Source organism: Streptomyces sp. MH60, assembly GCF_002939385.1.
GTDB lineage: Bacteria > Actinomycetota > Actinomycetes > Streptomycetales > Streptomycetaceae > Streptomyces.
Map to the genome: position 1 here is coordinate 1 of NZ_MULI01000011.1, position 20,041 is coordinate 20,041.

General features: G+C 71.6%; 20 protein-coding genes and 1 pseudogene. 11 read left to right on the forward strand and 10 right to left on the reverse strand.

Features of this window, described 5'->3' with window-relative positions; all coding sequences use genetic code 11:
* The 6 genes and pseudogenes from BZZ08_RS10375 to BZZ08_RS10400 form a co-directional block, all read left to right on the forward strand.
* Positions 1-402, forward strand: a pseudogene (locus BZZ08_RS10375) (hypothetical protein); the annotation flags it as partial.
* Positions 403-520: 118 nt separating this feature from the next.
* Positions 521-1,681, forward strand: a complete 1,161-nt coding sequence (locus tag BZZ08_RS10380; protein WP_198601404.1) for an NAD(P)/FAD-dependent oxidoreductase — start codon at positions 521-523, stop codon at positions 1,679-1,681.
* On the forward strand, positions 1,678-1,932 hold the full coding sequence (locus BZZ08_RS10385; RefSeq protein WP_104631882.1) for a (2Fe-2S)-binding protein: 255 nt from the start codon (positions 1,678-1,680) through the stop codon (positions 1,930-1,932). The genes BZZ08_RS10380 and BZZ08_RS10385 overlap by 4 nt, the downstream gene beginning before the upstream one ends.
* On the forward strand, positions 1,925-3,424 hold the full coding sequence (locus BZZ08_RS10390; protein WP_104631883.1) for an FAD/NAD(P)-dependent oxidoreductase: 1,500 nt from the start codon (positions 1,925-1,927) through the stop codon (positions 3,422-3,424). Before BZZ08_RS10385 ends, BZZ08_RS10390 begins: the two co-directional genes overlap by 8 nt.
* Entirely contained in the window at positions 3,421-4,317 is an 897-nt protein-coding gene (locus BZZ08_RS10395) for a dihydrodipicolinate synthase family protein (RefSeq protein WP_104631884.1), read from the forward strand. Before BZZ08_RS10390 ends, BZZ08_RS10395 begins: the two co-directional genes overlap by 4 nt.
* A 2-nt stretch (positions 4,318-4,319) precedes the next feature.
* The gene (locus BZZ08_RS10400; protein ID WP_104631885.1) at positions 4,320-5,321 is read left to right on the forward strand and encodes a proline racemase family protein; all 1,002 of its coding nucleotides are present in this window, start codon (positions 4,320-4,322) and stop codon (positions 5,319-5,321) included.
* On the opposite strand, the gene BZZ08_RS10405 is transcribed toward BZZ08_RS10400, so the two are convergent.
* Positions 5,311-5,991 carry a GntR family transcriptional regulator gene (locus BZZ08_RS10405; protein ID WP_104631886.1) on the reverse strand — a complete coding sequence of 227 codons (681 nt, stop codon included), beginning with the start codon at positions 5,989-5,991 and terminating at the stop codon, positions 5,311-5,313. The genes BZZ08_RS10400 and BZZ08_RS10405 overlap by 11 nt on opposite strands.
* Positions 5,992-6,155: 164 nt before the next feature.
* Between BZZ08_RS10405 and BZZ08_RS10410 the strand changes: the two genes are divergently transcribed.
* Complete coding sequence (locus tag BZZ08_RS10410; RefSeq protein ID WP_241965429.1) at positions 6,156-8,060, forward strand: ABC transporter ATP-binding protein; 1,905 nt, start codon at positions 6,156-6,158, stop codon at positions 8,058-8,060.
* A 17-nt stretch (positions 8,061-8,077) separates the two neighbouring features.
* On the opposite strand, the gene BZZ08_RS10415 is transcribed toward BZZ08_RS10410, so the two are convergent.
* The 5 genes from BZZ08_RS10415 to BZZ08_RS10435 form a co-directional block, all read right to left on the reverse strand.
* Positions 8,078-9,904: a glycoside hydrolase family 3 protein gene (locus tag BZZ08_RS10415; protein ID WP_104631887.1), complete on the reverse strand. Its 1,827-nt coding sequence runs from the start codon at positions 9,902-9,904 to the stop codon at positions 8,078-8,080.
* A gap of 120 nt (positions 9,905-10,024) precedes the next feature.
* Positions 10,025-10,504 (reverse strand): thioesterase family protein, encoded by a 480-nt coding sequence (locus BZZ08_RS10420; protein WP_104631888.1) that lies wholly within the window; start codon positions 10,502-10,504, stop codon positions 10,025-10,027.
* A complete protein-coding gene (locus BZZ08_RS10425) occupies positions 10,501-11,457 on the reverse strand; it encodes a 3-hydroxyacyl-CoA dehydrogenase NAD-binding domain-containing protein (protein WP_104631889.1) in 957 nt (318 codons plus the stop codon). Before BZZ08_RS10425 ends, BZZ08_RS10420 begins: the two co-directional genes overlap by 4 nt.
* 35 nt (positions 11,458-11,492) lie before the next feature.
* Positions 11,493-12,386 (reverse strand): 3-keto-5-aminohexanoate cleavage protein, encoded by an 894-nt coding sequence (locus tag BZZ08_RS10430; protein WP_104631890.1) that lies wholly within the window; start codon positions 12,384-12,386, stop codon positions 11,493-11,495.
* Positions 12,387-12,463: 77 nt separating this feature from the next.
* A complete protein-coding gene (locus BZZ08_RS10435) occupies positions 12,464-13,321 on the reverse strand; it encodes a TetR/AcrR family transcriptional regulator (RefSeq protein WP_104631891.1) in 858 nt (285 codons plus the stop codon).
* Between the two features lie 232 nt (positions 13,322-13,553).
* Here BZZ08_RS10435 and BZZ08_RS38960 point away from each other — a divergent pair, with 232 nt between their 5' ends.
* Entirely contained in the window at positions 13,554-14,606 is a 1,053-nt protein-coding gene (locus BZZ08_RS38960) for a DUF6215 domain-containing protein (protein WP_198601398.1), read from the forward strand.
* Positions 14,607-14,643: 37 nt separating this feature from the next.
* Here the strand turns inward: BZZ08_RS38960 and BZZ08_RS10445 are convergent, their stop codons facing one another.
* Positions 14,644-15,360: a spermidine synthase gene (locus BZZ08_RS10445; RefSeq protein ID WP_104631892.1), complete on the reverse strand. Its 717-nt coding sequence runs from the start codon at positions 15,358-15,360 to the stop codon at positions 14,644-14,646.
* Positions 15,357-15,809, reverse strand: coding sequence for a MerR family transcriptional regulator (locus tag BZZ08_RS10450; RefSeq protein ID WP_104631893.1), 453 nt, complete (start codon positions 15,807-15,809; stop codon positions 15,357-15,359). The genes BZZ08_RS10445 and BZZ08_RS10450 overlap by 4 nt, the downstream gene beginning before the upstream one ends.
* A gap of 258 nt (positions 15,810-16,067) precedes the next feature.
* On the opposite strand from BZZ08_RS10450, the gene BZZ08_RS10455 reads away from it, so the two are divergent.
* Positions 16,068-17,570, forward strand: a complete 1,503-nt coding sequence (locus tag BZZ08_RS10455; RefSeq protein ID WP_104631894.1) for a SulP family inorganic anion transporter — start codon at positions 16,068-16,070, stop codon at positions 17,568-17,570.
* A 34-nt stretch (positions 17,571-17,604) separates the two neighbouring features.
* Here BZZ08_RS10455 and BZZ08_RS10460 read toward each other — a convergent pair whose 3' ends face one another.
* Positions 17,605-18,024, reverse strand: a complete 420-nt coding sequence (locus BZZ08_RS10460; RefSeq protein ID WP_104631895.1) for an arsenate reductase ArsC — start codon at positions 18,022-18,024, stop codon at positions 17,605-17,607.
* Between the two features lie 117 nt (positions 18,025-18,141).
* On the opposite strand from BZZ08_RS10460, the gene BZZ08_RS10465 reads away from it, so the two are divergent.
* Both BZZ08_RS10465 and arsB read left to right on the forward strand, forming a co-directional pair.
* Positions 18,142-18,450: an ArsR/SmtB family transcription factor gene (locus tag BZZ08_RS10465; RefSeq protein WP_104631896.1), complete on the forward strand. Its 309-nt coding sequence runs from the start codon at positions 18,142-18,144 to the stop codon at positions 18,448-18,450.
* On the forward strand, positions 18,447-19,556 hold the full coding sequence (arsB, locus tag BZZ08_RS10470) for an ACR3 family arsenite efflux transporter (RefSeq protein WP_104631897.1): 1,110 nt from the start codon (positions 18,447-18,449) through the stop codon (positions 19,554-19,556). Before BZZ08_RS10465 ends, arsB begins: the two co-directional genes overlap by 4 nt.
* Positions 19,557-19,623: 67 nt before the next feature.
* Here the strand turns inward: arsB and BZZ08_RS10475 are convergent, their stop codons facing one another.
* A complete protein-coding gene (locus tag BZZ08_RS10475; RefSeq protein WP_104631898.1) occupies positions 19,624-19,989 on the reverse strand; it encodes an ArsR/SmtB family transcription factor in 366 nt (121 codons plus the stop codon).
* Between the last annotated feature and the right edge of the window lie 52 nt (positions 19,990-20,041).

Consider the following 20,041-nt stretch of genomic DNA (forward strand, 5'->3'; position numbering starts at 1 on the left):
GCCGCGCGCCCCGGCTCCGGCCTCACCGCGGGCACCCGCGCGCTCTACGCGTCGCTCGCCTCGGCCACCGGGCGCGACACGGCGGAGCTGGCACGGGCCGTCGCCGCCTGGCGGCAGGGCGGGCCGGAGGGACTCGACGTCCTGGAGGAGCCCTGGGACCCGCCGGCCGGCCGGTTCGACCGCGCCCGCCCGCTGCTGCTCGCCGCCGACCTCCCCGCCTTCCGCCCCTGGCGCAACCGCCTCACCCACCCCCGGGGCCATGTCCAGCTCAGACTCGGCCGGACGGGGCTCTGGTACGCGTACGAGTCGGAGCCCGGCCGTGCGGACTGGTGGCCGCGCGGTACTCCCGACCTCGACCCGGTCGGCGCCCTGACCGGCCTGGGCACCCGAGTCGATCTCTGACCCCTCCGACCGCCGGGGACGAAGGGGGCGTTGTCTTCCGCCTGCCGGATGTATAGCCTCACCCATGGCATGTGACATTGCACAGTGTGGTGCGTGCGCGGAGGAGGAGCCGTTGACCCTGAAGGTCGTCGTCGTGGGCGCGGGAGTCGTCGGAGCCGCCTGTGCCTTCCACGCCGCATCGGCGGGCATGGACGTCACGGTCACCGACCGCGGGCCCGTCGGCGCCGGGACGACGAGCCGCGGGGAGGGCAACGTCCTCCTCTCCGACAAGGAACCCGGCCCCGAACTCGACCTGGCCCGGCTGAGTCGCACGCTGTGGGACGAGGCGGGCCGGGAGTTGGGCCCCGACACCTTCGAACTGGAGCCGAAGGGCGGCCTGGTCGTCGCGAGCGGCTCCGAAGGCCTCGCCGCGCTCCAGGAGTTCGCCGCCCGCCAGGAGGCGGCGGGAGTCCGCGTCGAGCAGGTGGACCGGGTGCGGGACCTCGAACCCCACCTCGCGCCCGGCATCCCCGGCGGCGTCCACTACCCGCAGGACGCGCAGGTGCAGCCGGTGCTGGCGGCGGCCGCCCTGCTCCGAGCCGCCGTACGGCACGGTGCGCGCTTCCACCCGGGCGAGGTGGCCGGGGCGGTGACCGGCCGGGACGGCCACGTCACCGGCGTCCGGACGGCCGCCGGCGACGTGCTGCCCGCCGACGCCGTCGTCAACGCCGCCGGAACCTGGGGCGGCGAGGTCGGCCGACGGCTCGGCGCTCCCATCGAGGTGCTGCCGCGCCGCGGCTTCGTCCTGGTGACCGAACCGCTGCCGCCGATGGTCCGCCACAAGGTCTACTCCGCCGACTACGTCGCCAACGTCGCCTCCTCCGACGCCGGACTGGAGACCTCGTGCGTCGTCGAGGGCACCCGCGGCGGCACGATCCTCATCGGAGCCAGCCGGGAACGCGTCGGCTTCGACACCACGATGAACACCGCCGTGGTCACCAGGCTCGCGGCCCAGGCGTGCCGGCTCTTCCCGTTCCTGCGCGGAGTCCATCTGATGCGCGCCTACCGCGGGTTCCGGCCGTACTGCCCGGACCACCTGCCGGTGGTGGGCCCCGACCCGCGCGTGCCGGGCGTCGTCCACGCGTGCGGTCACGAGGGGGCGGGCATCGGGCTCGCCCCCGGGACCGGCGCGCTCGTCACGGCCCACCTGCTCGGCCGCCCCTGGCGCGGCGCCGATCCGGCCGCCCACACCGGTCTTCTCCCCGACCGCTTCCTGACCGCCGGAGGTGCTCCCCAGTGAGCGAGATCGTCGTCGACGGCGAACCCCTGCCGTTCGTCGAGGGACAGACCGTCGCCGCGGCCCTCGTGGCCACGGGCCGCTTCGCCTGGCGCACCACCCGCGTCGGACACCGCCCGCGGGGGGTCTTCTGCGGCATCGGCGTGTGCTTCGACTGCCTCGTCACCGTCGACGGAGCCCGCGGACAGCGCGCCTGCCTGGTGCCGGCCCGGCCGGGCATGACCGTCACGACCCAGGAGGGCGACGATGAGTGAGCCGGCGGACCTCGTCGTCGTGGGAGCGGGCCCGGCCGGCATGGCCGCCGCGGCCACGGCGCTGGCCGGGGGACTGCGCGTCGTGCTGCTGGACTCCGGCACCGCCCTCGGCGGTCAGTACTGGCGGCACCCGCCGGAGCACGCACGCGCGGCCGTCCCGACCGACGACCTGCACCACGGACTGCGCCGGTACCGCGCCCTGTGCGCGGCGTTGGCTGCGGGCCGTGCCGCGGGCCGGCTCGACCTGCGCCTGGGACACCACGTGTGGTCCGCCGTCCGCGAGGACGACGGGTTCGCGGTCCACGCGGTGGACCGTCGCGAGGCGCCGCGGGAGACCGCCCTCGTCCTGCGGACGCCCAGGCTCCTGATCGCCACCGGCGCCTATGACCGTCAACTGCCTTTCCCGGGCTGGGACCTGCCCGGCGTACTGACCGCCGGCGGCCTCCAGGCGCTGCTCAAGGGCGGCGGAGTGGCGGCCGGAAGCCGCGTGGCGCTGGGCGGCACCGGCCCGTTCCTGCTGCCGGTCGCCGCCGGACTCGCGGCGCGCGGCGTCGAGGTCGTCGCGGTGTGCGAGGCGGCCCACCCGAAGGCGTGGCTGCGGCACCCCGGCCCGCTGCTGCGCAACCCCGGCAAGTGGGCCGAGGGAGCCGGGTACGCCGCCGCGCTCGTGCGCCACCGCGTCCCCGTCCGCCCGCGCACGGCGATCGTCGCCGCGGAGGGCGGCGAACGCGTGACCGCGGTGCGGATCGCCTCGCTGGCGCCGGACGGCAGCCCGCGTCCCGGTACGGAACGACGTGTCGAGGTCGACGCCGTCGGCGTCGGCTGGGGCTTCGCACCCCAACTCGACCTGCTCGTCCCCCTCGGCTGTGCCCTCACCGACTCGGCGGACGGCAACGCGGTCGTCGCGGTCGACGGCGGCCAGCGCACCACCGTCCCCGGTCTCTACGCCGCGGGGGAGACCTGCGGTGTGGGCGGGGCGGCCCTCGCCGTGAACGAGGGCCGGCTGGCCGCCCGGTCGGTCCTCGCCGACTCCCGCACCACCCCCGTACCGGCGGACAAGCGGCCGGCCGCGGTGCGTTCGGCGGTGACCCGGCAGCGGGCCTTCGCCCGGGCGATGGCCCTGGCCCACCCGCTCCCTCCCGCCTGGCCCTCGTGGCTGACCGACGAGACCGTCGTGTGCCGCTGCGAGGAGGTGACCGCCGGGGCGATCCGCGCCGCCCGCGCCGACGGCGCCCACGACCACCGGCAGGTCAAGCAACTGACCCGGGCCGGCATGGGCTGGTGCCAGGGCCGGATGTGCGGGCCCGCCGTGCACTGCCTCACGGAGCGGCGGCGGGCCTACCAGCCCGCGGAACGGCTCGTCGCGACGCCCGTCACCCTCGGGGCGCTCGCCGACCTCGACGAAGCCCCGGCGGCACCTTCGGGACCGACGGCATCGACGGCATCGACGGCATCGACGGACAACGGTGCAACCGACAAGGAGTGTTCATGAGCGAGACCCGCAAGCCCTGGCACGGCGTCATCGTCGCGACCAGCCTGCCGTTCCACGACGACCTCTCGGTCGACTTCGCGGCCTACGGCGAGAGCGTCGCCCACCTCGCCGAGCAGGGGATGCACGGCGTGGCGCCGAACGGTTCCCTGGGCGAGTACCAGACCCTCACGTACGAGGAGCGCGACCGCGTCGTCGAGACCGCCCTCGCCAACGCGCCCGAAGGGTTCACCGTCATGCCGGGCGTCGGCGCCTACGGCGGCCGCGAGGCCGAGCGGCACGCCAGGTTCGCCAAGGACGCGGGCTGCCAGGCGGTCATGTGCCTGCCCCCCAACGCCTACCGCGCCGACGACCGCGCGGTGCTCGAACACTTCGAACGGGTGGCCTCGGTGGGCCTGCCCGTCACCGCGTACAACAACCCCATCGACACCAAGGTGGACCTGCGCCCCGACCTGCTGGCCAAGCTGCACGCCGAGGGGTTCATCGTCGGGGTCAAGGAGTTCTCCGGCGATGTGCGGCGCTGCTACGAGATCTCCGAGCTGGCCCCCGGCCTCGACCTCATGATCGGCACCGACGACACCGTGCTGGAGGTCGCCGTGGCCGGTGCCAAGGGCTGGGTCGCCGGGTACCCGCAGGTCTTCCCCCGGGCCTGCCTCGCGCTGTACGAGGCGTCCGTCCGGGGCGACCTGGAGACCGCGCTGCCGCTCTACCGTCAACTGCACCCCGTACTGCGGTGGGACAGCAAGACGGAGTTCGTCCAGGCCATCAAGCTCGGCCAGGAGATGACCGGCCGCCGCGGCGGTGTCTGCCGTCCGCCCCGGCAGCCGCTGGCTCCGGAGACGGAAGCCGTCGTACGGGCCGCCACCCAGGCCCTCGTCGACGCCGGGGTGAACTGACGATGCGCTCGACGGTCTGCTACCACGCCGTCGACTCGCACACCGAGGGCATGCCCACCCGCGTGATCACGGGCGGTGTGGGCGTCCTCCCCGGCGCGACGATGTTCGAGCGACGCCGGCGGTTCGTCGCCGAACGCGACCACCTGCGCACCCTGCTGATGTGCGAACCGCGCGGACACGCCTCGATGTCCGGGGCGATTCTGCAACCCCCTACCCGGCCGGACGCCGACTACGGCGTCCTGTTCATCGAGGTCTCCGGCTGTCTGCCGATGTGCGGGCACGGGACCATCGGGGTCGCGACGGTCCTCGTCGAGACCGGCATGGTCGAGGTGACCGAGCCGGAGACCCTGGTGCGGCTCGACACCCCGGCGGGACTGGTCACCGCCCGGGTGCGGGTGCGCGAGGGCCACGCCGAGTCGGTGACCCTGGAGAACGTCGCCTCGTACTGCCACGCACTCGACCAGGTCGTCGACGTCCCCGGATACGGGGCGGTGCGCTACGACATCGCCTACGGCGGCAACTTCTACGCCGTCGTCCGCACCGACGACCTCGGCATCCCCTTCGAGCGGGCGCACAAGCAGCGGCTGCTCGACGCCGGGCTGGCCGTCATGGACGCGGTCAACAAGCAGAACCCGGTGTCCCACCCGGAGAATCCGGAGATCGACGTGTGCCACCACGTCTACCTGGAGGCCCCCGGATCGACCGCGCGGCACTCACGGCACGCCATGGCGATCCATCCGGGATGGTTCGACCGGTCGCCCTGCGGCACGGGCACCAGCGCCCGGATGGCGCAACTGCACGCCCGCGGTCTGCTGCCGGCCGGTGAGGACTTCGTCAACGAGTCCTTCATCGGCTCCCGGTTCGTCGGGCGGGTCCTGGGGGAGACGACGGTCGGGGACCGCCCGGCCGTCCTGCCGTCCGTCACCGGCCGCGCCTGGATCACCGGCACCGCCCAGTACCTGCTCGACCCCACGGACCCCTACCCGGCGGGCTTCACTCTCTGACGGACTCGGCGGTGCCGTCCGCCCAGAGCGTGCGGACGTGCGCGAGATGGCGGCGCATGCACTCCTCGGCCTCCCGGCCGCGGCCCGCCACCATCAGATCCAGCAGGTCGACGTGCTCCTGGGCGGACGCGACCAGCCGCCCCGCCTCGTCGAGGCTGCCCAGCCCGAACAGGCGGGAACGCTTGCGCAGGCCGGCCACCACCTCCACCAGATGGTGGTTGCCGGCCAGGCCCAGCAGTTCGAGGTGGAAGCGGTGATCGGCTTCGAGGTACGCGAGGACGTCGTGCTCGCGGGCCGCGGTGACGATCTGCCGCGCCAGCGGCCGGAGGGCCTCCAGCTGCTCGACGGTCGCGGTGGCGGCGACGCGTCCCACGGTGGGAACCTCGATCAGCGTCCGGATCTCGGTGAACTCGTCGAGGTCCCGCTCGGTCATCTCGGTGACGCGGAACCCCTTGTTGCGCACCGCTTCGACCAGCCCCTCCCGGGCCAGGTCCAGCATGGCCTCGCGCACCGGAGTGGCGGAGACGCCGAGTTCCGCGGCCAGGGTGGGCGCGGAGTAGACGACACCGGGCCGCAGATCACCGGCGATGAGCGCGGCCCGCAGCGCGTCGGCGACCTGATCACGCAGATGGGCCTGGACGGAGATCGCCTGGGACTTGAGATGCGGCATCCACGCTCCTGCGTCCGACCAGACAATTGGCCCTCACCATACAATGTCACGTTGCGCCGAAGGCGGGCCGTACGGTGTCCGGTTCTCGCTGGTGCGCGGTAAATGCCTGGACTGTGCACCCCGTCCGACGGGAAACTTCCGGCTTGCGAACCTCCGGGAGTGTGATGGGGACAACAGAGACGCGAGGACCGGCGCCGGGCAGGAGCGCCGTCGTCCTGGCGCTGCGCCACTACGGCCGGGAACTGCTGCGACTACGACGACTGGCCCTGCCCGCGCTGCTGCTGCCGGCCGTGGGCAACATCGGTATCCGCTACGTCGCCCCGCTGCTGATCGCCAAGCTGGCCGGACAGGCCGCCGACGAGGGCGGCCTCACCCTCGGCCCGGCGCTGCCGTACGTGCTGGGCTTCGGCGTGACGCTGCTGCTCGCCGAGGCCGTCTGGCGCATCGGGCAGCACTGCCTGAACCGCGTGGACGCCCTCGGCATGGAGCACCTGTACGTGAGCGGCATGGACGAACTCCTCGCCAAGGACGCCGCGTTCTTCCACGACAACTTCGCCGGCTCCCTGACCAAGCGGGTGCTCAGCTACGGCAAGCGCTTCGAGGACTTCGTCGACACCGTGACGTACCGGATCGTGGGCAGCCTGGTCCCCCTGGTGTTCGGTGCCGTGGTGCTGTGGAGCTACGAACCGATGCTCGTCGTCGGCCTGTTCGTCATGATCGCGCTGACCGTGGTGATGGCGACGCCGCTGATCCGCCGTCGGCAGAGGCTCGTCAACGACCGGGAGGCCGCCATCGCCCGGGTCTCCGGCCATGTCGCCGACAGCCTCATGAACATGGAGACCATCCGGGCCTTCGCGGCCGAGCGGCGGGAGGCCGCCGAACACCGCAGCCGGGTCGCGGACTCCCGGCGCCTGACCCTGAGGTCGTGGGACTACGGCAACCTGCGCGTGGACGTCCTGATCGCGCCCATGTCCGTACTGACCAACGTACTGGGCCTGTTGGTCGCCATCGCCTTCGGCGGTCCGGGCCAGGGAGTGGAGGAGGTCGTCGTCGCCTTCACCTACTACTCCAACGCCACCCAGATCATGTTCGAGTTCAACCAGATCTACCGGCGGCTGGAGAGCTCGATGACCGAGGCCGCCCAGTTCACGGAGCTGCTGCTCGACCCGCCCACCGTGCTGGACGCCGACGCACCCGAACCCCTCGCGCCGCGGGACACCGGCATCCGCTTCGAGGCGGTGACCTTCGCCCACACGGGAGCGAAGCCCATCTTCCAGGGACTCGGCCTGGACGTGCCCGCGGGCGCCCGGATCGGCCTGGTCGGCAGGTCCGGCGGCGGCAAGACCACCCTCACCCGGCTCCTGCTGCGGATGTCGGACATCGACCACGGACGCATCCTGATCGGCGGTCAGGACATCAGCCGGCTGCGCCAGACCGACCTGCGCTCACTGATCGCCTACGTCCCGCAGGAACCCGCCATGTTCCACCGCAGCCTGCGGGACAACATCGCCTTCGCCCGGCCGGGCGCCACCGACGAGGAGATCCACGCGGCCGCCGCGGCCGCGCACGTCACGGAGTTCGCCGAACAGCTCCCCGACGGCTTCGGCACGCTGGTGGGGGAGAGAGGGGTGAAGCTGTCCGGCGGCCAGCGCCAGCGCGTCGCCCTCGCCAGGGCCGTCCTGCGCGACGCCCCGATCCTGCTGCTCGACGAGGCGACCAGCGCCCTGGACTCGGAGAGCGAACTCCTCGTCCAGGACGCCCTGTGGCGGCTGATGGACGGACGCACGGCCCTCGTGGTCGCCCACCGTCTGAGCACCGTCGCCGGCATGGACCGCCTCGTCGTCCTGGACCGCGGACGCGTCGTGGAGCAGGGGACCCACCAGGAACTGCTCGCGACGGACGGCGCCTACGCCAGGCTGTGGCAGCACCAGTCGGGCGGCTTCCTCGGCGAAAGCGACCAGTCCGAGAGCGACCAGTCCGAGCGCGACAAGTCCGAGAACGACAAGTCCGAGAACGACGAGACGGAGAACGACGAGACGGAGGCGCCCTTGGAACGGCCGGTCGTCTGACCCGGCGCCCCCGGGCGTCAGCCGTCGTACGACAGCCCGTGCCCGATGCGGAAGAGGAGCTCGGTCGGGTCGTCGGCCCGCTGGACGGGCACGGGCAGCTTGCCGCGCGGCTCGACCCGGCCGGCGATCACCCGAGCGGCGGCGCGCAGTTCGACCTCGGTCCAGCAGTAGCAGGCCAGCGAGGCCGGGATGTCGCCGAGGTGGGCGATGTCGTAGGGGTTGCGCACCGCGAGGTGGACGACGGGGACGCCCGTCGCGCGCAGCCGGGACACCAGGGTGCGCTGGGCACTGGTGGCGCCGACGTTGTCGGTGGTGACGACCACCGCGTCCCGTCCCCGTGCGGCGGCCACGGCCTCGTCGATCTTCGCCGCGTCGGGCTCCCGGCCGGTGGCGAGGTGGGTGGTGCGGTAGCCCAGCTCCTCGAACGCCTTGGCCAGCTCGGGCACCGAGGTGCGGGTGTCGTCGGTCGGGAAGGCGGGACTGGCGCCGGTCACGAGCAGCTTCCGCTGCCCGCGGCGCAGCGGGAGCGCGTTGTCCTCGTTGACCAGCAGGGTGGTGGTGCGCTCGGCGATCCGGGCGGCGGCGAGCCGGTGCCCGCGGGCGCCGACGACCCGGTCGACCTCCCTCGGGGAGGTGTAGGGGCTGCCACGGAGCAGGCCGACCTTGTCCTTGACGCGCAGGATGCGCAGGACCGACTCGTCGAGCCGGTCCTCGGTGATCTCCCCGCCGCGTACGGCGGCCAGGACGCCGTGGTAGGCGACGTCGATGTCCGGCGGGAACAGCAGCTGGTCGACGCCGGCCTTGAGGGCGAGGACGGGCACGCGGTCGTCGCCGTACTTGGTGCGCACACCGGCCATGTTGAGGGCGTCGGTGACGATGACGCCGTCGAAGCCGAGTTCGTCGCGCAGTACGCCCTGGAGGATCGCGGGCGACAGGGTGGCCGGTTCGTTGCTGGGGTCGAGCGCGGGGACCTGGAGGTGCGCGGTCATGATCGAGTCGACGCCGGCGGCGATCGCGGCCCGGAAGGGCGGGGCGTCGACGCGGTCCCACTCCTCGCGGGTGTGGGTGATCACCGGCAGTCCGGTGTGGCTGTCCTGTCCGGTGTCCCCGTGGCCCGGGAAGTGCTTGGCGCAGGCCACCACGCCGCTCTGCTGGTAACCCGTCACCTGCGCGGCCACCATACGACCGACCTGGCGGGCGTCGGCGCCGAAGGAACGGACGTTGATGACGGGGTTGGCCGGATTCACGTTGACGTCGGCGACCGGGGCGAAGTTCTGGTGGATGCCCAGGGCGGCGAGTTCGGTGCCCGAGATCCGCCCGGCGGTGCGCGCGTCGGAGGGCGAGCGGCCCGCGCCGAGCGCCATCGCACCCGGCAACTGGGTGGCGCCGCTGCCGATGCGGACGTTCGCCCCGTGTTCCTGGTCGATGGAGATCAGGGACGGGACGGGGGTGGGCAGGGCCAGCGAGGCCCGCTGCACGCCGTTCGTCAGGTCCGCGACCTGCCGGGGGTCCTGGATGTTGTTCGCCCAGCCGGAGAAGAGGATGACCCCGCCCACGTGGTACTTGGCGATCAGCTCGGCCACCGTGCGGACGCCGAGTTCTCGGAGGTTGCGGTCCTGGTCGAACTGGCTGGGGGAAGTCGCCGACGTGCCGTAGAAGTACGGGACGAACAGCTGGCCGATCCTGGCCTCGATGCTCATCCTGGAGATGATCTTCTTGAGGCGGTGGTCGCGCCCGTGCGCGGCCGCGGGGGTGGCCGTCACCCCCACGGCACCCGCCGTGCTCGCGGCGACCACGGTCGCGGAGGCGAGAACGGTCCGTCTGGACAGACTCCGGTCCTGCATGCGGGCATGCTCCTTCCAGCCTTGCTCGTCAAGGGAGTTGAAGGAAACTTGAAGGACGCCGAACAGCGGGAAACGTAGCCTGCGCATCACGGGCGGGCAAGAGGTCTAGACAAAATAGGTCTAGGCCAGGGCGGAGATCGAGCGGCCCGCCCACTCCGGAGCCGGTTCGGTCAGTTCCGTGAAGCGGCGCCGCACCGCGTCCGGGAACTCGGCGGCCCGGCCCGCCCGCTGGTCGACGTGGACCGCGAGCAGCTCCGTCGTCGCCACCGGGACCGCGCCGGACGGCGGCTCCGACTCCGGTCCGGACACCACGTACATCTCGTGCGTGAAGCGCGCCTTGCGCGCCGCCGCGCCCAGCACCCGGGTACGGACGGCGAGATGCGAGGCCGCGGGCACTTCCCGCAGGAAACGGACGTGGGACTCGGCCGTGTAGAGGGAGCAGCCCGTGGTCTCGCGGTAGCCGGAGTCCAGACCCGTTCCGGTCATCAGCGCGTCCGTGGCGTGGCCGAAGACGAGGACGTAGAAGGCCTCGCTCAGATGGCCGTTGTAGTCGATCCACTCCGGGCGGACCGTGCTGTGGAACAGGGGGAGCCTCGTCATCGGGAGCCCTCCGCGCGGTCCAGGCGGCCGGTGGCGCGCAGCACGTCGACGACGCCCCGGTCGCGTTCGGCCACCAGGTCCGCGAGGGAACGGCCGTCCGCCGCCTCGTCGCAGCCCGCCACCACGGCGTCGTACAACTCCTTGTCCAGCTCCGGCGCTTCGAGGCGCGTCCACGGCGACTTCAGGGACGGGCCGAAGTGGTCCAGCATGTGTGCCATGCCGCCCTCGCCGCCCGCGAGCGCGAAGGTCAGCATCGGCCCCATCACCGCCCAGCGCAGCCCCGGACCCTCGGTGATCGACAGGTCGATGTCCCGGACCGTCGCCTCGCCGTTCGCGACCATGTGCAGCGCCTCGCGCCACAGGGCCTCCTGGAGGCGGTTCGCGATGAACCCCGGTACCTCGTTGTCCATCGTGATGACGGACTTGCCCGCGACCTCGTAGAAGCGGGCGGCCCAGGAGATGGCCGCCGCGTCGGTGCGCTCGCCGCCGACGACCTCGACCAGCGGGATGAGATAGGGCGGGTTGAACGGATGCCCGACGACCAGGCGGGACGGGTCGGCGGCCGTCGTCTGCATGTCGGTCATCGGATAGCCGGAGGTGGAGGAGGCGATGACGACGCCTGGCGGTGTCGCCGCGTCCAGGCGGGCCAGCAGGTCACGCTTGAGGTCGAGCTTCTCGGGCGCGCTCTCCTGGACGAAGTCGGCGTGGGCGACGGCCTGTTCGAGGGTGTCGGTCACGGTGAGCCGGTCGGTCGACGCGCCGTCGGCGAGGCCGAGGAGGGTGAGCGTCGGCCAGGCCGCGTCGACCAGGCGGCGCAGTTTCCGCGAGGCGTCGGGCGCCGGGTCCCAGGCGGTCACGTCGTAGCCGCGCGCCAGGAAGTGGGCGACCCAGCCGCCGCCGATGACTCCGGCGCCGACGCAGGCGACGCGGCGGACGTTCTCGGGTGAGGTCATGAGGGAATCCTTTGTCGTCCGGGCGGACACGCGGGCTACTTGCGGGGCTTGAGACCGAGGACGGCGCGGGCCTCGTCCGGCGTCGCGACGCGGGCGCCGATCGACTCGGTGATGGTCACCGCCCGCTCGACGAGCTGGGCGTTGGTCGCCTTGTTGCCCTTGCCGAGGTACAGGTTGTCCTCCAGGCCCACGCGGACGTGACCGCCGAGCAGGATCGACTGGGCGACCCACGGCATCTGCATCCGGCCGAGCGCGAAGCTCGCCCAACGCGCGCCCTCCGGAAGCATGGCGACCATCGACTGGAGCACCCCGGGGTCCGCGGGCGCGCCCCACGGGATGCCCATGCAGAGCTGGAACACCGTCGGGTCGTCGAGCAGGCCCTCCGCGAGCAACTGCTTGGCGAACCAGAGCTGCCCCGTGTCGAAGATCTCCAGCTCGGGCCGTACACCCAGCTCCTGGATGCGCCGCGCGCCCGCGCGCAGCATGTCGGGCGTGGAGACGTAGAGGTTCGAGCCGTCGCCGAAGTTGAGCGAACCGCAGTCCAGCGTGCAGATGTCCGGAAGCAGGTCCTCGACGTGCGGAAGCCGTTCCAGCCCGCTGACGAGGTCGGTGCCGGGGAGGTGGGTGAGCGGGTCGTCCGGGTCGATGACCAGGTCGCCGCCCATGCCGGCGGTGAGGTTGATGACGACGTCGGTGCCGGTCTCCTTGACGCGCTCGACGACCTCCCGGTACAGCTTCGGGTCGCGGGACGGATCGCCGGTCTCCGGGTCGCGTACGTGGATGTGGACGACGGCCGCTCCGGCGGCGGCCGCCTCCACGGCGTTCCTGGCTATCTGCTCCGGGGTGACGGGCACGTGGGGGCTCTTGCGGACGGTGTCGCCGGCGCCGGTGAGCGCGCAGGTGATGATGACGTTCTCGGTCATGGGCATACGGGAACTCCCGGGGTCGGGGCTTTTGTTGCCACTGGGCCGGCTACCGGCCCGGCTTCGGTCTGCTTCGGTCCGGTCTACGGGGCCAGAATCGTGTCGGTGACATGGGTGGTCAGCGCCGCGTGCATCGCGTCCGCGGCCGCGGCGGACGACGGCCCGCTCACCGAGAGGACGTGTGTCGCCAGGCCGTCGATCAGCGCGGTGAGCGTCAGTGCCGCCGCCTGCGGATCGAGCCCGGCGCGGAACACGCCCTGTGCGACACCCCGGCGTACGACGTCGGCGACGGTCTCCCGCCACTGCCGGTAGTACTCGGAGTGCAGCCGGCCCACCGCGGTCGAGCGGGCGGCCTCGGCCCACAGGTCGAGCCACACCGCCCACTGGCGGCGCTGCTGCGCGGTGCGCGGCGTCTGCAGCGCGATGAGCTGGCGCAGCTCCGCCGCCGCGTCGTCCGCCTCGGCGAGCCGGGCGGCACGGCGCGCGGTGTCCTCGTCCATGCACCAGCGCACGGCCGCCTCCAGGAGTTCGGCGCGGCCGGGGAAGTGGTAGTGGATCGCGGCGCTGCTGGTGGCGCAGGCGCGGGCGATGTCGGCGACCCGCACCGCGTGGAAGCCGTGCTCCGCGATCAGCCGGACCGTCTCGCGGACGATCTGCAGCGGCCGCCCGCCCTCGACCCCGGCGGACGGCTCCGTGTCCTTCTCGCGGGGCCGGGTGCCGAGCAGCCAGCCCGCGTCCACCCGCCCCTCGTCGGCGATCCGGGCCAGCTCCGCGGCCGTGAAGCGACGGGTGCCGCTCAGCGAACGCGACAGTTTGGACGGATCCATGACGACACGGCGCGCGAACTCGCGCTGGCTGACGCCCGCGACCGCGATGACCTCGCGGACGCGGGCGGCGGTGTCGGCGATCGGTGCGCCGTCGGGGGCGTCGTCGGTTTCCACGGGCACGACCCTAGACATGTGTTGCGGAAAACTCAACGGAAAGGGAGAAGGAATCCCCTGATGCAGAGCATTATTGAGCAGCTGACTGATGCGCCAGTCAGAAGCGCAACGGGTCGATGGCGACGGGGGAGGGGACCGCCCCCGCGAGCCCCGTTCCATCACGGTTGAGTACCGGGCCGGAACTGTGGCTTCCGTCACAGCAAACGCGATCTTGGCCTGGTGAGATCGCCGGATGCTCGGTTTCCTCGTCCGTCTCCTGCCCTTCTGGGTCCGCGAGCCGCTGCTCATCGTCGTCGGGTCCGTTTTCGGCGTGCGCATCATGTATCTCGCCTACCGCGACGGCGAGTGGGTGGCGGCCGGGATCGGTCTGGCCTTCCTGGTGTTCACCGCGGTGCGGATCCACACGGTGGCCCAGGCCCTGCGCGCACGCCGTACTACGGCCCCGCAACCGCAGCCGGAACTCCAGCCCCAGCGGCAGCCGGAACTCCAGCCCCAGCGGCAGCCGGAACCCCAGCCGGAACCCCAGCCCCAGCCCCAGCCGCAGCGCCCGGCTGCGCCGCGCCCCACCACCCCGACCGCTCCGGAGAAGGAACCCAACGCGTGGGGCCAGGCGTTCGCGGCCGTGGCCGTCTTCGCGGCACTCGGGGCGGCGGCGTGGCTGGGCCCGAACCTGCTGCCCTCCGAGGACGACGGCACACCGCGGGCCGCCTCGTGTGCGAGCGGTGAGGACGAGAAACTGCCGGCCGCCTACAAGAAGACGCCCCGAGCCGTGACCGGCGAGGAACTGTGCAAGGCGCTCAACAGGTCCGACCTGGCCCAGCTCCTCGGGACGCCCGCGGAGACCGCGACCGTGGCCTCCGGCACCAGCGACACCGCCCCGCTGACCGACGGGAAGGTCGCCCAGCCGGGGGCCGAGGTCCAGTTCGACACGTACACCGTGAACGTCTCGGTCACGTACAACCAGTTGTCGATCGCCCAGTACGTCAAGTTGATGAAGTACGGCGAGGAGACGGACGTCAAGACACTGTCCGTCCTCGGCCGGCCCGCGGTCCTCGCCTCGGACCACACCATGAAGATCGAGATCAACCTGGGGGGCGGCAGCTCCGGCGGACCGGTCGAACAGGGCCCCCTGGCCCGCACCTTGTCCGTGGCCCTGGACGAGAAGGACCAGGGCGGCTACTACGACATCACCGTGTGGAGCGCCTCCGGAGCCCTCCCGGACGACACCGCCCTCCTGGACATCGCCGAGAAGGTTCTCCCGACGATCCCCGAACAGCCCGTGTGACGAGCCGGGCCCTCCACCTCCGCCGACGCCGGGGCGGCTACTTCTTGTGCGCCACGTACACGGTGTTGGTCGCGGTGCCGCCCTGGAGAGGATTGTCGAACGTGACGACGTGAGCCTGCGGTGCGGCGAAGGCGTCCGCGAGCGCGGAGGTGAACTGCTCGTCCGGCGGGTCGTTCGACCACAGGGCGAACACTCCGCCGGGGTGGAGGTGCGTTGCCAGAGCGCGGAGCCCGGCGGGCCGGTAGAGGGCGGCGTGGCGGGGGTTGAGTACGTGGCTCGGCGAGTGGTCGATGTCCAGCAGGACCGCGTGGAAACGACGGCCCGGCATCGTCGGGTCCAGTCCACCGGGGTCGGCGGCCAACGCGAAGAAGTCGCCGTGCACCAGTCGGCAGCGCGCGTCGGAGGTCAGCGCGGTACCGAGGGGGACCAGCCCGCGCCGGTGCCAGTCGATGACTTCGGCGAGTGCGTCGATCACCGTGAGGGTGCCCGTCCGGGGGTCGTCCAGCGCGGCCCGGGCGGTGTATCCCAGTCCGAGTCCGCCGACGGCCACGTCCAGCCGGGTGTCCGGCAGCCTCGCCAGCCCCAGTTCGGCCAGCGCGATCTCGCCGGCCGTGAAGAGGCTGGACATCAGGAACTCGTCGTCCAGTTTCACCTCGTAGACGTCCTCGCCCGTCGCCGGATGGCGGCGCCTTCGCAGGCTGATGTCACCGATCGGCGTCTGCCGCCAGTCGATCTCCTCGAAACGCAGACTCATCCGTTCGCCTCTCCCTCGCCCGCCACCGTGCGGGCCGCTGCCTGCCGGGAGTCGGTCTCGAGCCTTCGCCGCAGGGTGGCGGCGAAGTCCTCGGCCATCGTCAGGCGCGCGCGCAAGGTCTCGCAGCGCGCGTCGGCCACCTTCCGGTAGGAGTCGAGACGCTCCCGCAGCCGTTCCCTCTCCTCGCCGACCGGTGGCTCACCGGGTGCGGCGAGCCGGTCGGTGATGTCCAGCAGGTCCCGCATCTCCTCGAGGGAGAAGTCCAGCGGCTTCATGCGGCGGATCACCATGAGCCGGTCGACATCGGACTCCGTGTAGAGGCGGAAACCGCCCTTGCTGCGGGCCGAGGGAATGACCAGGCCGACCTCTTCGTAGTGACGGATCGTACGCAGCGACAAACCGGTCCGTTCGGCCACCTCGCCGATCTGCATGTGCCGCTGTTCCGTCATCGTCCTGCCGTCTCTGTCCGTTCGGTCCGCCTGGGCTTCGAGAACACACTCTGCCCTTACGTCAGGGTAGAGTGTCCATGGCGGCGCTGAAGACCTCCGGGCAATGATGCCCGACCGGCGACCTGAGAGTTGCCGCCCTGTCCGGCAGGGCCCCCGCCGAGGCGGCTGGACCGCCGGACGATTCCTCACCGGGATCACGTACGCCGAGCGCGTGTGTCCAGCGGCAACGGACGCGTGCGCCTGAACAGGAACGGTTGCATGTCCTCACCGCTGTCCCAAGCATTCAAGCCCCGCCTGTCCAGGCCCGAGTGGCTGGCGTCACCCAAGGTCGTGCGCACCGAGGTACTGGCCGGGCTGGTCGTCGCCCTGGCGCTCATCCCGGAGGCGATCTCGTTCTCGATCATCGCCGGCGTCGACCCCGAGATCGGCCTGTTCGCCTCCTTCACGATGGCCGTCGTCATCTCCGTCGTGGGCGGCCGCAAGGCGATGATCTCCGCCGCCACCGGCGCCGTCGCCCTGGTCATCGCGCCGCTCAACCACGAGTACGGCTTCGGGTACCTGGTCGCCGCCGTCATCCTCGCGGGCGTCTTCCAGGTGATCCTCGGCGCGCTCGGGATCGCCAGGCTGATGCGGTTCGTGCCGCGCAGCGTCATGGTGGGCTTCGTCAACGCCCTGGCCGTCCTGATCTTCATGGCCCAGGTGCCGGAGATGCACGACGTGCCCTGGGCGGTCTATCCGCTCATCGCCGCCGGCCTGGCCCTGATGGTGTTCTTCCCGAAGGTCACCAGGGTGATCCCGGCACCGCTGGTCTCCATCGTCATCCTGACCGTGATCACCGTGGGTGCGGGCATCGCCGTCCCCGACGTGGGCGACAAGGGCGAGCTGCCGTCCTCCCTGCCGGTGCCGAGCCTGCCGGACGTTCCGTTCACCCTGGACACGCTGACGACCATCGCCCCGTACGCGCTCGCCATGGCGCTGGTGGGCCTGATGGAGTCGCTGATGACGGCCAAGCTGGTCGACGACATCACCGACACCCGCTCGGGCAAGACCCGTGAGTCGATCGGTCAGGGCATCGCCAACATCGTCACCGGCTTCTTCGGCGGCATGGGCGGCTGCGCCATGATCGGCCAGACCATGATCAACGTGAAGGTCTCGGGCGCCCGCACCCGCCTCTCCACCTTCCTGGCCGGCACCTTCCTGATCATCCTGGTGGTCGTCTTCGGCCCCGTCGTGTCCGACATCCCGATGGCCGCCCTGGTCGCCGTCATGATCATGGTTTCGGTCGGCACCTTCGACTGGCACTCGATCCGGCCCAGGACGCTCAAGCGGATGCCGGTCGGCGAGACCGTCGTCATGGTCATCACCGTCGCGTGTGTGGTCACCACCCACAACCTGGCCATCGGGGTGGTCGTCGGCACCATCGCCGCGATGATCATCTTCGCCAAGCGGGTCGCCCACCTGGCCCACGTCTCCGGCGTCGTCGACCCCGAGGGCAAGCAGGTCGTCTACTCGGTCACCGGGGAGCTGTTCTTCGCCTCCTCCAACGACCTCGTCTACCAGTTCGACTACAAGGACGACCCCGACGACGTCGTCATCGACCTCTCCGGCACCCACATCTGGGACGCGTCATCGGTCGCCGCGCTGGACGCGATCGAGACCAAGTACGCCCAACGCGGCAAGAAGGTCACCATCGTGGGCCTGAACCCGCCCAGCGCCGACATGCGCCGGCGCCTCGCCGGACAGCTCACCGGCGGACACTGAGGAAGCGTGAGTCGGTCACTGAGGCCGCGCCCGGTCACGCCCCCTGCCGCGCGTCGATCTCGGCGACGAGGGCCTCGACGCGAGCCCTGATCTCGTCGCGGATCGGGCGGACGGCGTCGACGCCTTGGCCGGCCGGGTCTTCCAGGGTCCAGTCGAGGTACTTCTTGCCGGGAAAGACGGGACAGGCGTCGCCACAGCCCATGGTGATGACGTAGTCGGACGCCTGGACGGCCTCGGTGGTCAGGACCTTCGGCCTGGCGCCGGCAATGTCGACACCGACCTCCTTCATCGCCTCCACGGCGGCCGGGTTGACCTGCTCGCCCGGGACGGAGCCGGCCGAGCGGACCTCGACGCGGTCGCCCGCGAGGTGCTGGAGGAAGCCGGCGGCCATCTGGGAGCGGCCGGCGTTGTGGACGCAGACGAACAGCACGGAGGCGAGCGGAGCGGAGGGCATGCGTGCTTCCTTCACGGAGTGAGCGAGCCTTCATGTCGTCGCGGGTTCGGCGGATCGACCGGCCCATGGATCAGCCTCGGCTGTTATCAGTGTCGGGTGATGTGAGAGTATCAGCCCATGATGACGTCAGCCGACGCTGACCTGATCCGGGTGCTGGCCGACCCGCTCAGGCTGCGGATCGTGACCCTGCTCGCCCGCGAGACGCTGTGCACCACCCACCTCGTCGAGGAGACCGGCGCCCGGCAGACCAACCTCTCCAACCATCTGAGGGTCCTGCGCGAGGCCGGGGTCGTGGAGACCGAGCCGTGCGGGCGCTTCACCTACTACAAGCTGCGTCCCGACGTCATCGCCCAGCTCGCCGGGCAGTTCGCCGACCTGGCCGGGTCCGCCCGCACCGCCGCCGGCAACAAGAGGGCCTGCCCGTGACCTCCACCGAGCCCACCACCTCCGCTCGGGCCGGGGCCGGGGGCGACTCGATCGTCAAGAAGCTCTCCACCCTCGACCGCTACCTGGCGGTGTGGATCCTCATCGCCATGGCCGTCGGCCTGGGCCTCGGACGGGTGATCCCCGGGCTGGACGACGCGTTGGCGAAGGTGGAGGTCGGCGGTGTCTCCCTGCCGATCGCCCTCGGCCTGCTGATCATGATGTATCCGGTCCTGGCGAAGGTCCGCTACGACAGGCTGGACGCCGTCACCGGCGACCGCAGGTTGATGATCTCCTCCCTGGTCGTCAACTGGGTCCTCGGACCCGCGGTCATGTTCGCCCTGGCGTGGATCTTCCTGCCGGATCTCCCCGAGTACCGCACCGGTCTGATCATCGTCGGTCTGGCCCGCTGCATCGCCATGGTCATCATCTGGAACGACCTCGCCTGCGGCGACCGCGAGGCCGCGGCCGTGCTCGTCGCGCTCAACTCGGTTTTCCAGGTCCTGGCGTTCGGCCTGCTCGGCTGGTTCTACCTCGACCTGCTGCCCGGCCGGCTGGGTCTGGGCGACGGGGAGCGTCTGGACATCTCGATGTGGGAGATCGCCTTCAACGTGGTCGTCTTCCTGGGCGTCCCGCTGCTGGCCGGCTTCCTGACCCGCCGGATCGGCGAGAGGAAGATGGGCCGCGAGGGCTACGAGGCCCGCTTCCTGCCGAAGATCGGCCCCTGGGCGCTGTACGGGCTGCTGTTCACGATCGTCGTTCTCTTCGCCCTCCAGGGCAGGACCATCACCTCCCAGCCGCTGGACGTCGCCCGGATCGCGCTGCCGCTGCTGGTGTACTTCGCGGTCATGTTCTTCGGCACCTTCCTCCTCGGCAAGGGTCTCGGCCTGGCCCACGACCGCACCACGACCCTTGCCTTCACGGCGGCGGGCAACAACTTCGAGCTGGCCATCGCGGTCGCCATCGCCACCTTCGGCGTCACCTCCGGCCAGGCCCTCTCCGGGGTCGTCGGCCCGCTCATCGAAGTCCCCGTCCTGATCGGCCTCGTCCACGTCGCGCTCGCCTGGCGCAAGAGATTCACCGCCGACGCGATGACGACGGCCCGCTGACGCGGCACGTGGACGTGGTGGCGGCCGGGGGTGGCCAAGCAGGGCTCGCCGCCGGCCCTGGGGGCGGTCAGCCGCGCAGGTCGAGCATGGCCGCCATGGCCGCCACCACGGACGGGGCGACCCGGTAGTAGACCCAGGTGCCGCGCCGTTCGGAGGTCAGCAGTCCGGCCTCGCGGAGCTTCTTCAGGTGATGGGAGACGGTCGGCTGGGAGACGCCGACGTCCGCGATGTCGCAGACGCACGCCTCGCCGCCCGGATGCGAGGCGATCTTGGAGAACAGGCGCAGGCGCACCGGGTCGGACAGCGCCTTGAACATGGCGGCCATCTTCTCCGCGTCCGCCTGGGACAGCTCCCCGGCGGTGATCGGCGGGCAGCACGGCACGACGTCCCGGTCCTGAAGGACGGGGAGCTCCACGACCTCTGATTTCGACATGTGTCTATGTTGACGTCTGTCGATACGGGTGGCAAGCTCCGAGGCGTAGAGA

What these genes read in the sequence shown, in the direction of transcription:
- BZZ08_RS10390 (WP_104631883.1), top strand. Translation starts at nt 1,925, where the DNA reads ATGAGTGAGCCGGCGGACCTCGTCGTCGTGGGAGCGGGCCCGGCCGGC.
- BZZ08_RS10395 (WP_104631884.1), top strand. Translation starts at nt 3,421, where the DNA reads ATGAGCGAGACCCGCAAGCCCTGGCACGGCGTCATCGTCGCGACCAGC.
- BZZ08_RS10400 (WP_104631885.1), top strand. Translation starts at nt 4,320, where the DNA reads ATGCGCTCGACGGTCTGCTACCACGCCGTCGACTCGCACACCGAGGGC.
- BZZ08_RS10405 (WP_104631886.1), bottom strand. Translation starts at nt 5,991, where the DNA reads ATGCCGCATCTCAAGTCCCAGGCGATCTCCGTCCAGGCCCATCTGCGT.
- BZZ08_RS10410 (WP_241965429.1), top strand. Translation starts at nt 6,156, where the DNA reads ATGGGGACAACAGAGACGCGAGGACCGGCGCCGGGCAGGAGCGCCGTC.
- BZZ08_RS10415 (WP_104631887.1), bottom strand. Translation starts at nt 9,904, where the DNA reads ATGCAGGACCGGAGTCTGTCCAGACGGACCGTTCTCGCCTCCGCGACC.
- BZZ08_RS10420 (WP_104631888.1), bottom strand. Translation starts at nt 10,504, where the DNA reads ATGACGAGGCTCCCCCTGTTCCACAGCACGGTCCGCCCGGAGTGGATC.
- BZZ08_RS10425 (WP_104631889.1), bottom strand. Translation starts at nt 11,457, where the DNA reads ATGACCTCACCCGAGAACGTCCGCCGCGTCGCCTGCGTCGGCGCCGGA.
- BZZ08_RS10430 (WP_104631890.1), bottom strand. Translation starts at nt 12,386, where the DNA reads ATGCCCATGACCGAGAACGTCATCATCACCTGCGCGCTCACCGGCGCC.
- BZZ08_RS38960 (WP_198601398.1), top strand. Translation starts at nt 13,554, where the DNA reads ATGCTCGGTTTCCTCGTCCGTCTCCTGCCCTTCTGGGTCCGCGAGCCG.
- BZZ08_RS10445 (WP_104631892.1), bottom strand. Translation starts at nt 15,360, where the DNA reads ATGAGTCTGCGTTTCGAGGAGATCGACTGGCGGCAGACGCCGATCGGT.
- BZZ08_RS10450 (WP_104631893.1), bottom strand. Translation starts at nt 15,809, where the DNA reads ATGACGGAACAGCGGCACATGCAGATCGGCGAGGTGGCCGAACGGACC.
- BZZ08_RS10455 (WP_104631894.1), top strand. Translation starts at nt 16,068, where the DNA reads ATGTCCTCACCGCTGTCCCAAGCATTCAAGCCCCGCCTGTCCAGGCCC.
- BZZ08_RS10460 (WP_104631895.1), bottom strand. Translation starts at nt 18,024, where the DNA reads ATGCCCTCCGCTCCGCTCGCCTCCGTGCTGTTCGTCTGCGTCCACAAC.
- BZZ08_RS10465 (WP_104631896.1), top strand. Translation starts at nt 18,142, where the DNA reads ATGATGACGTCAGCCGACGCTGACCTGATCCGGGTGCTGGCCGACCCG.
- BZZ08_RS10475 (WP_104631898.1), bottom strand. Translation starts at nt 19,989, where the DNA reads ATGTCGAAATCAGAGGTCGTGGAGCTCCCCGTCCTTCAGGACCGGGAC.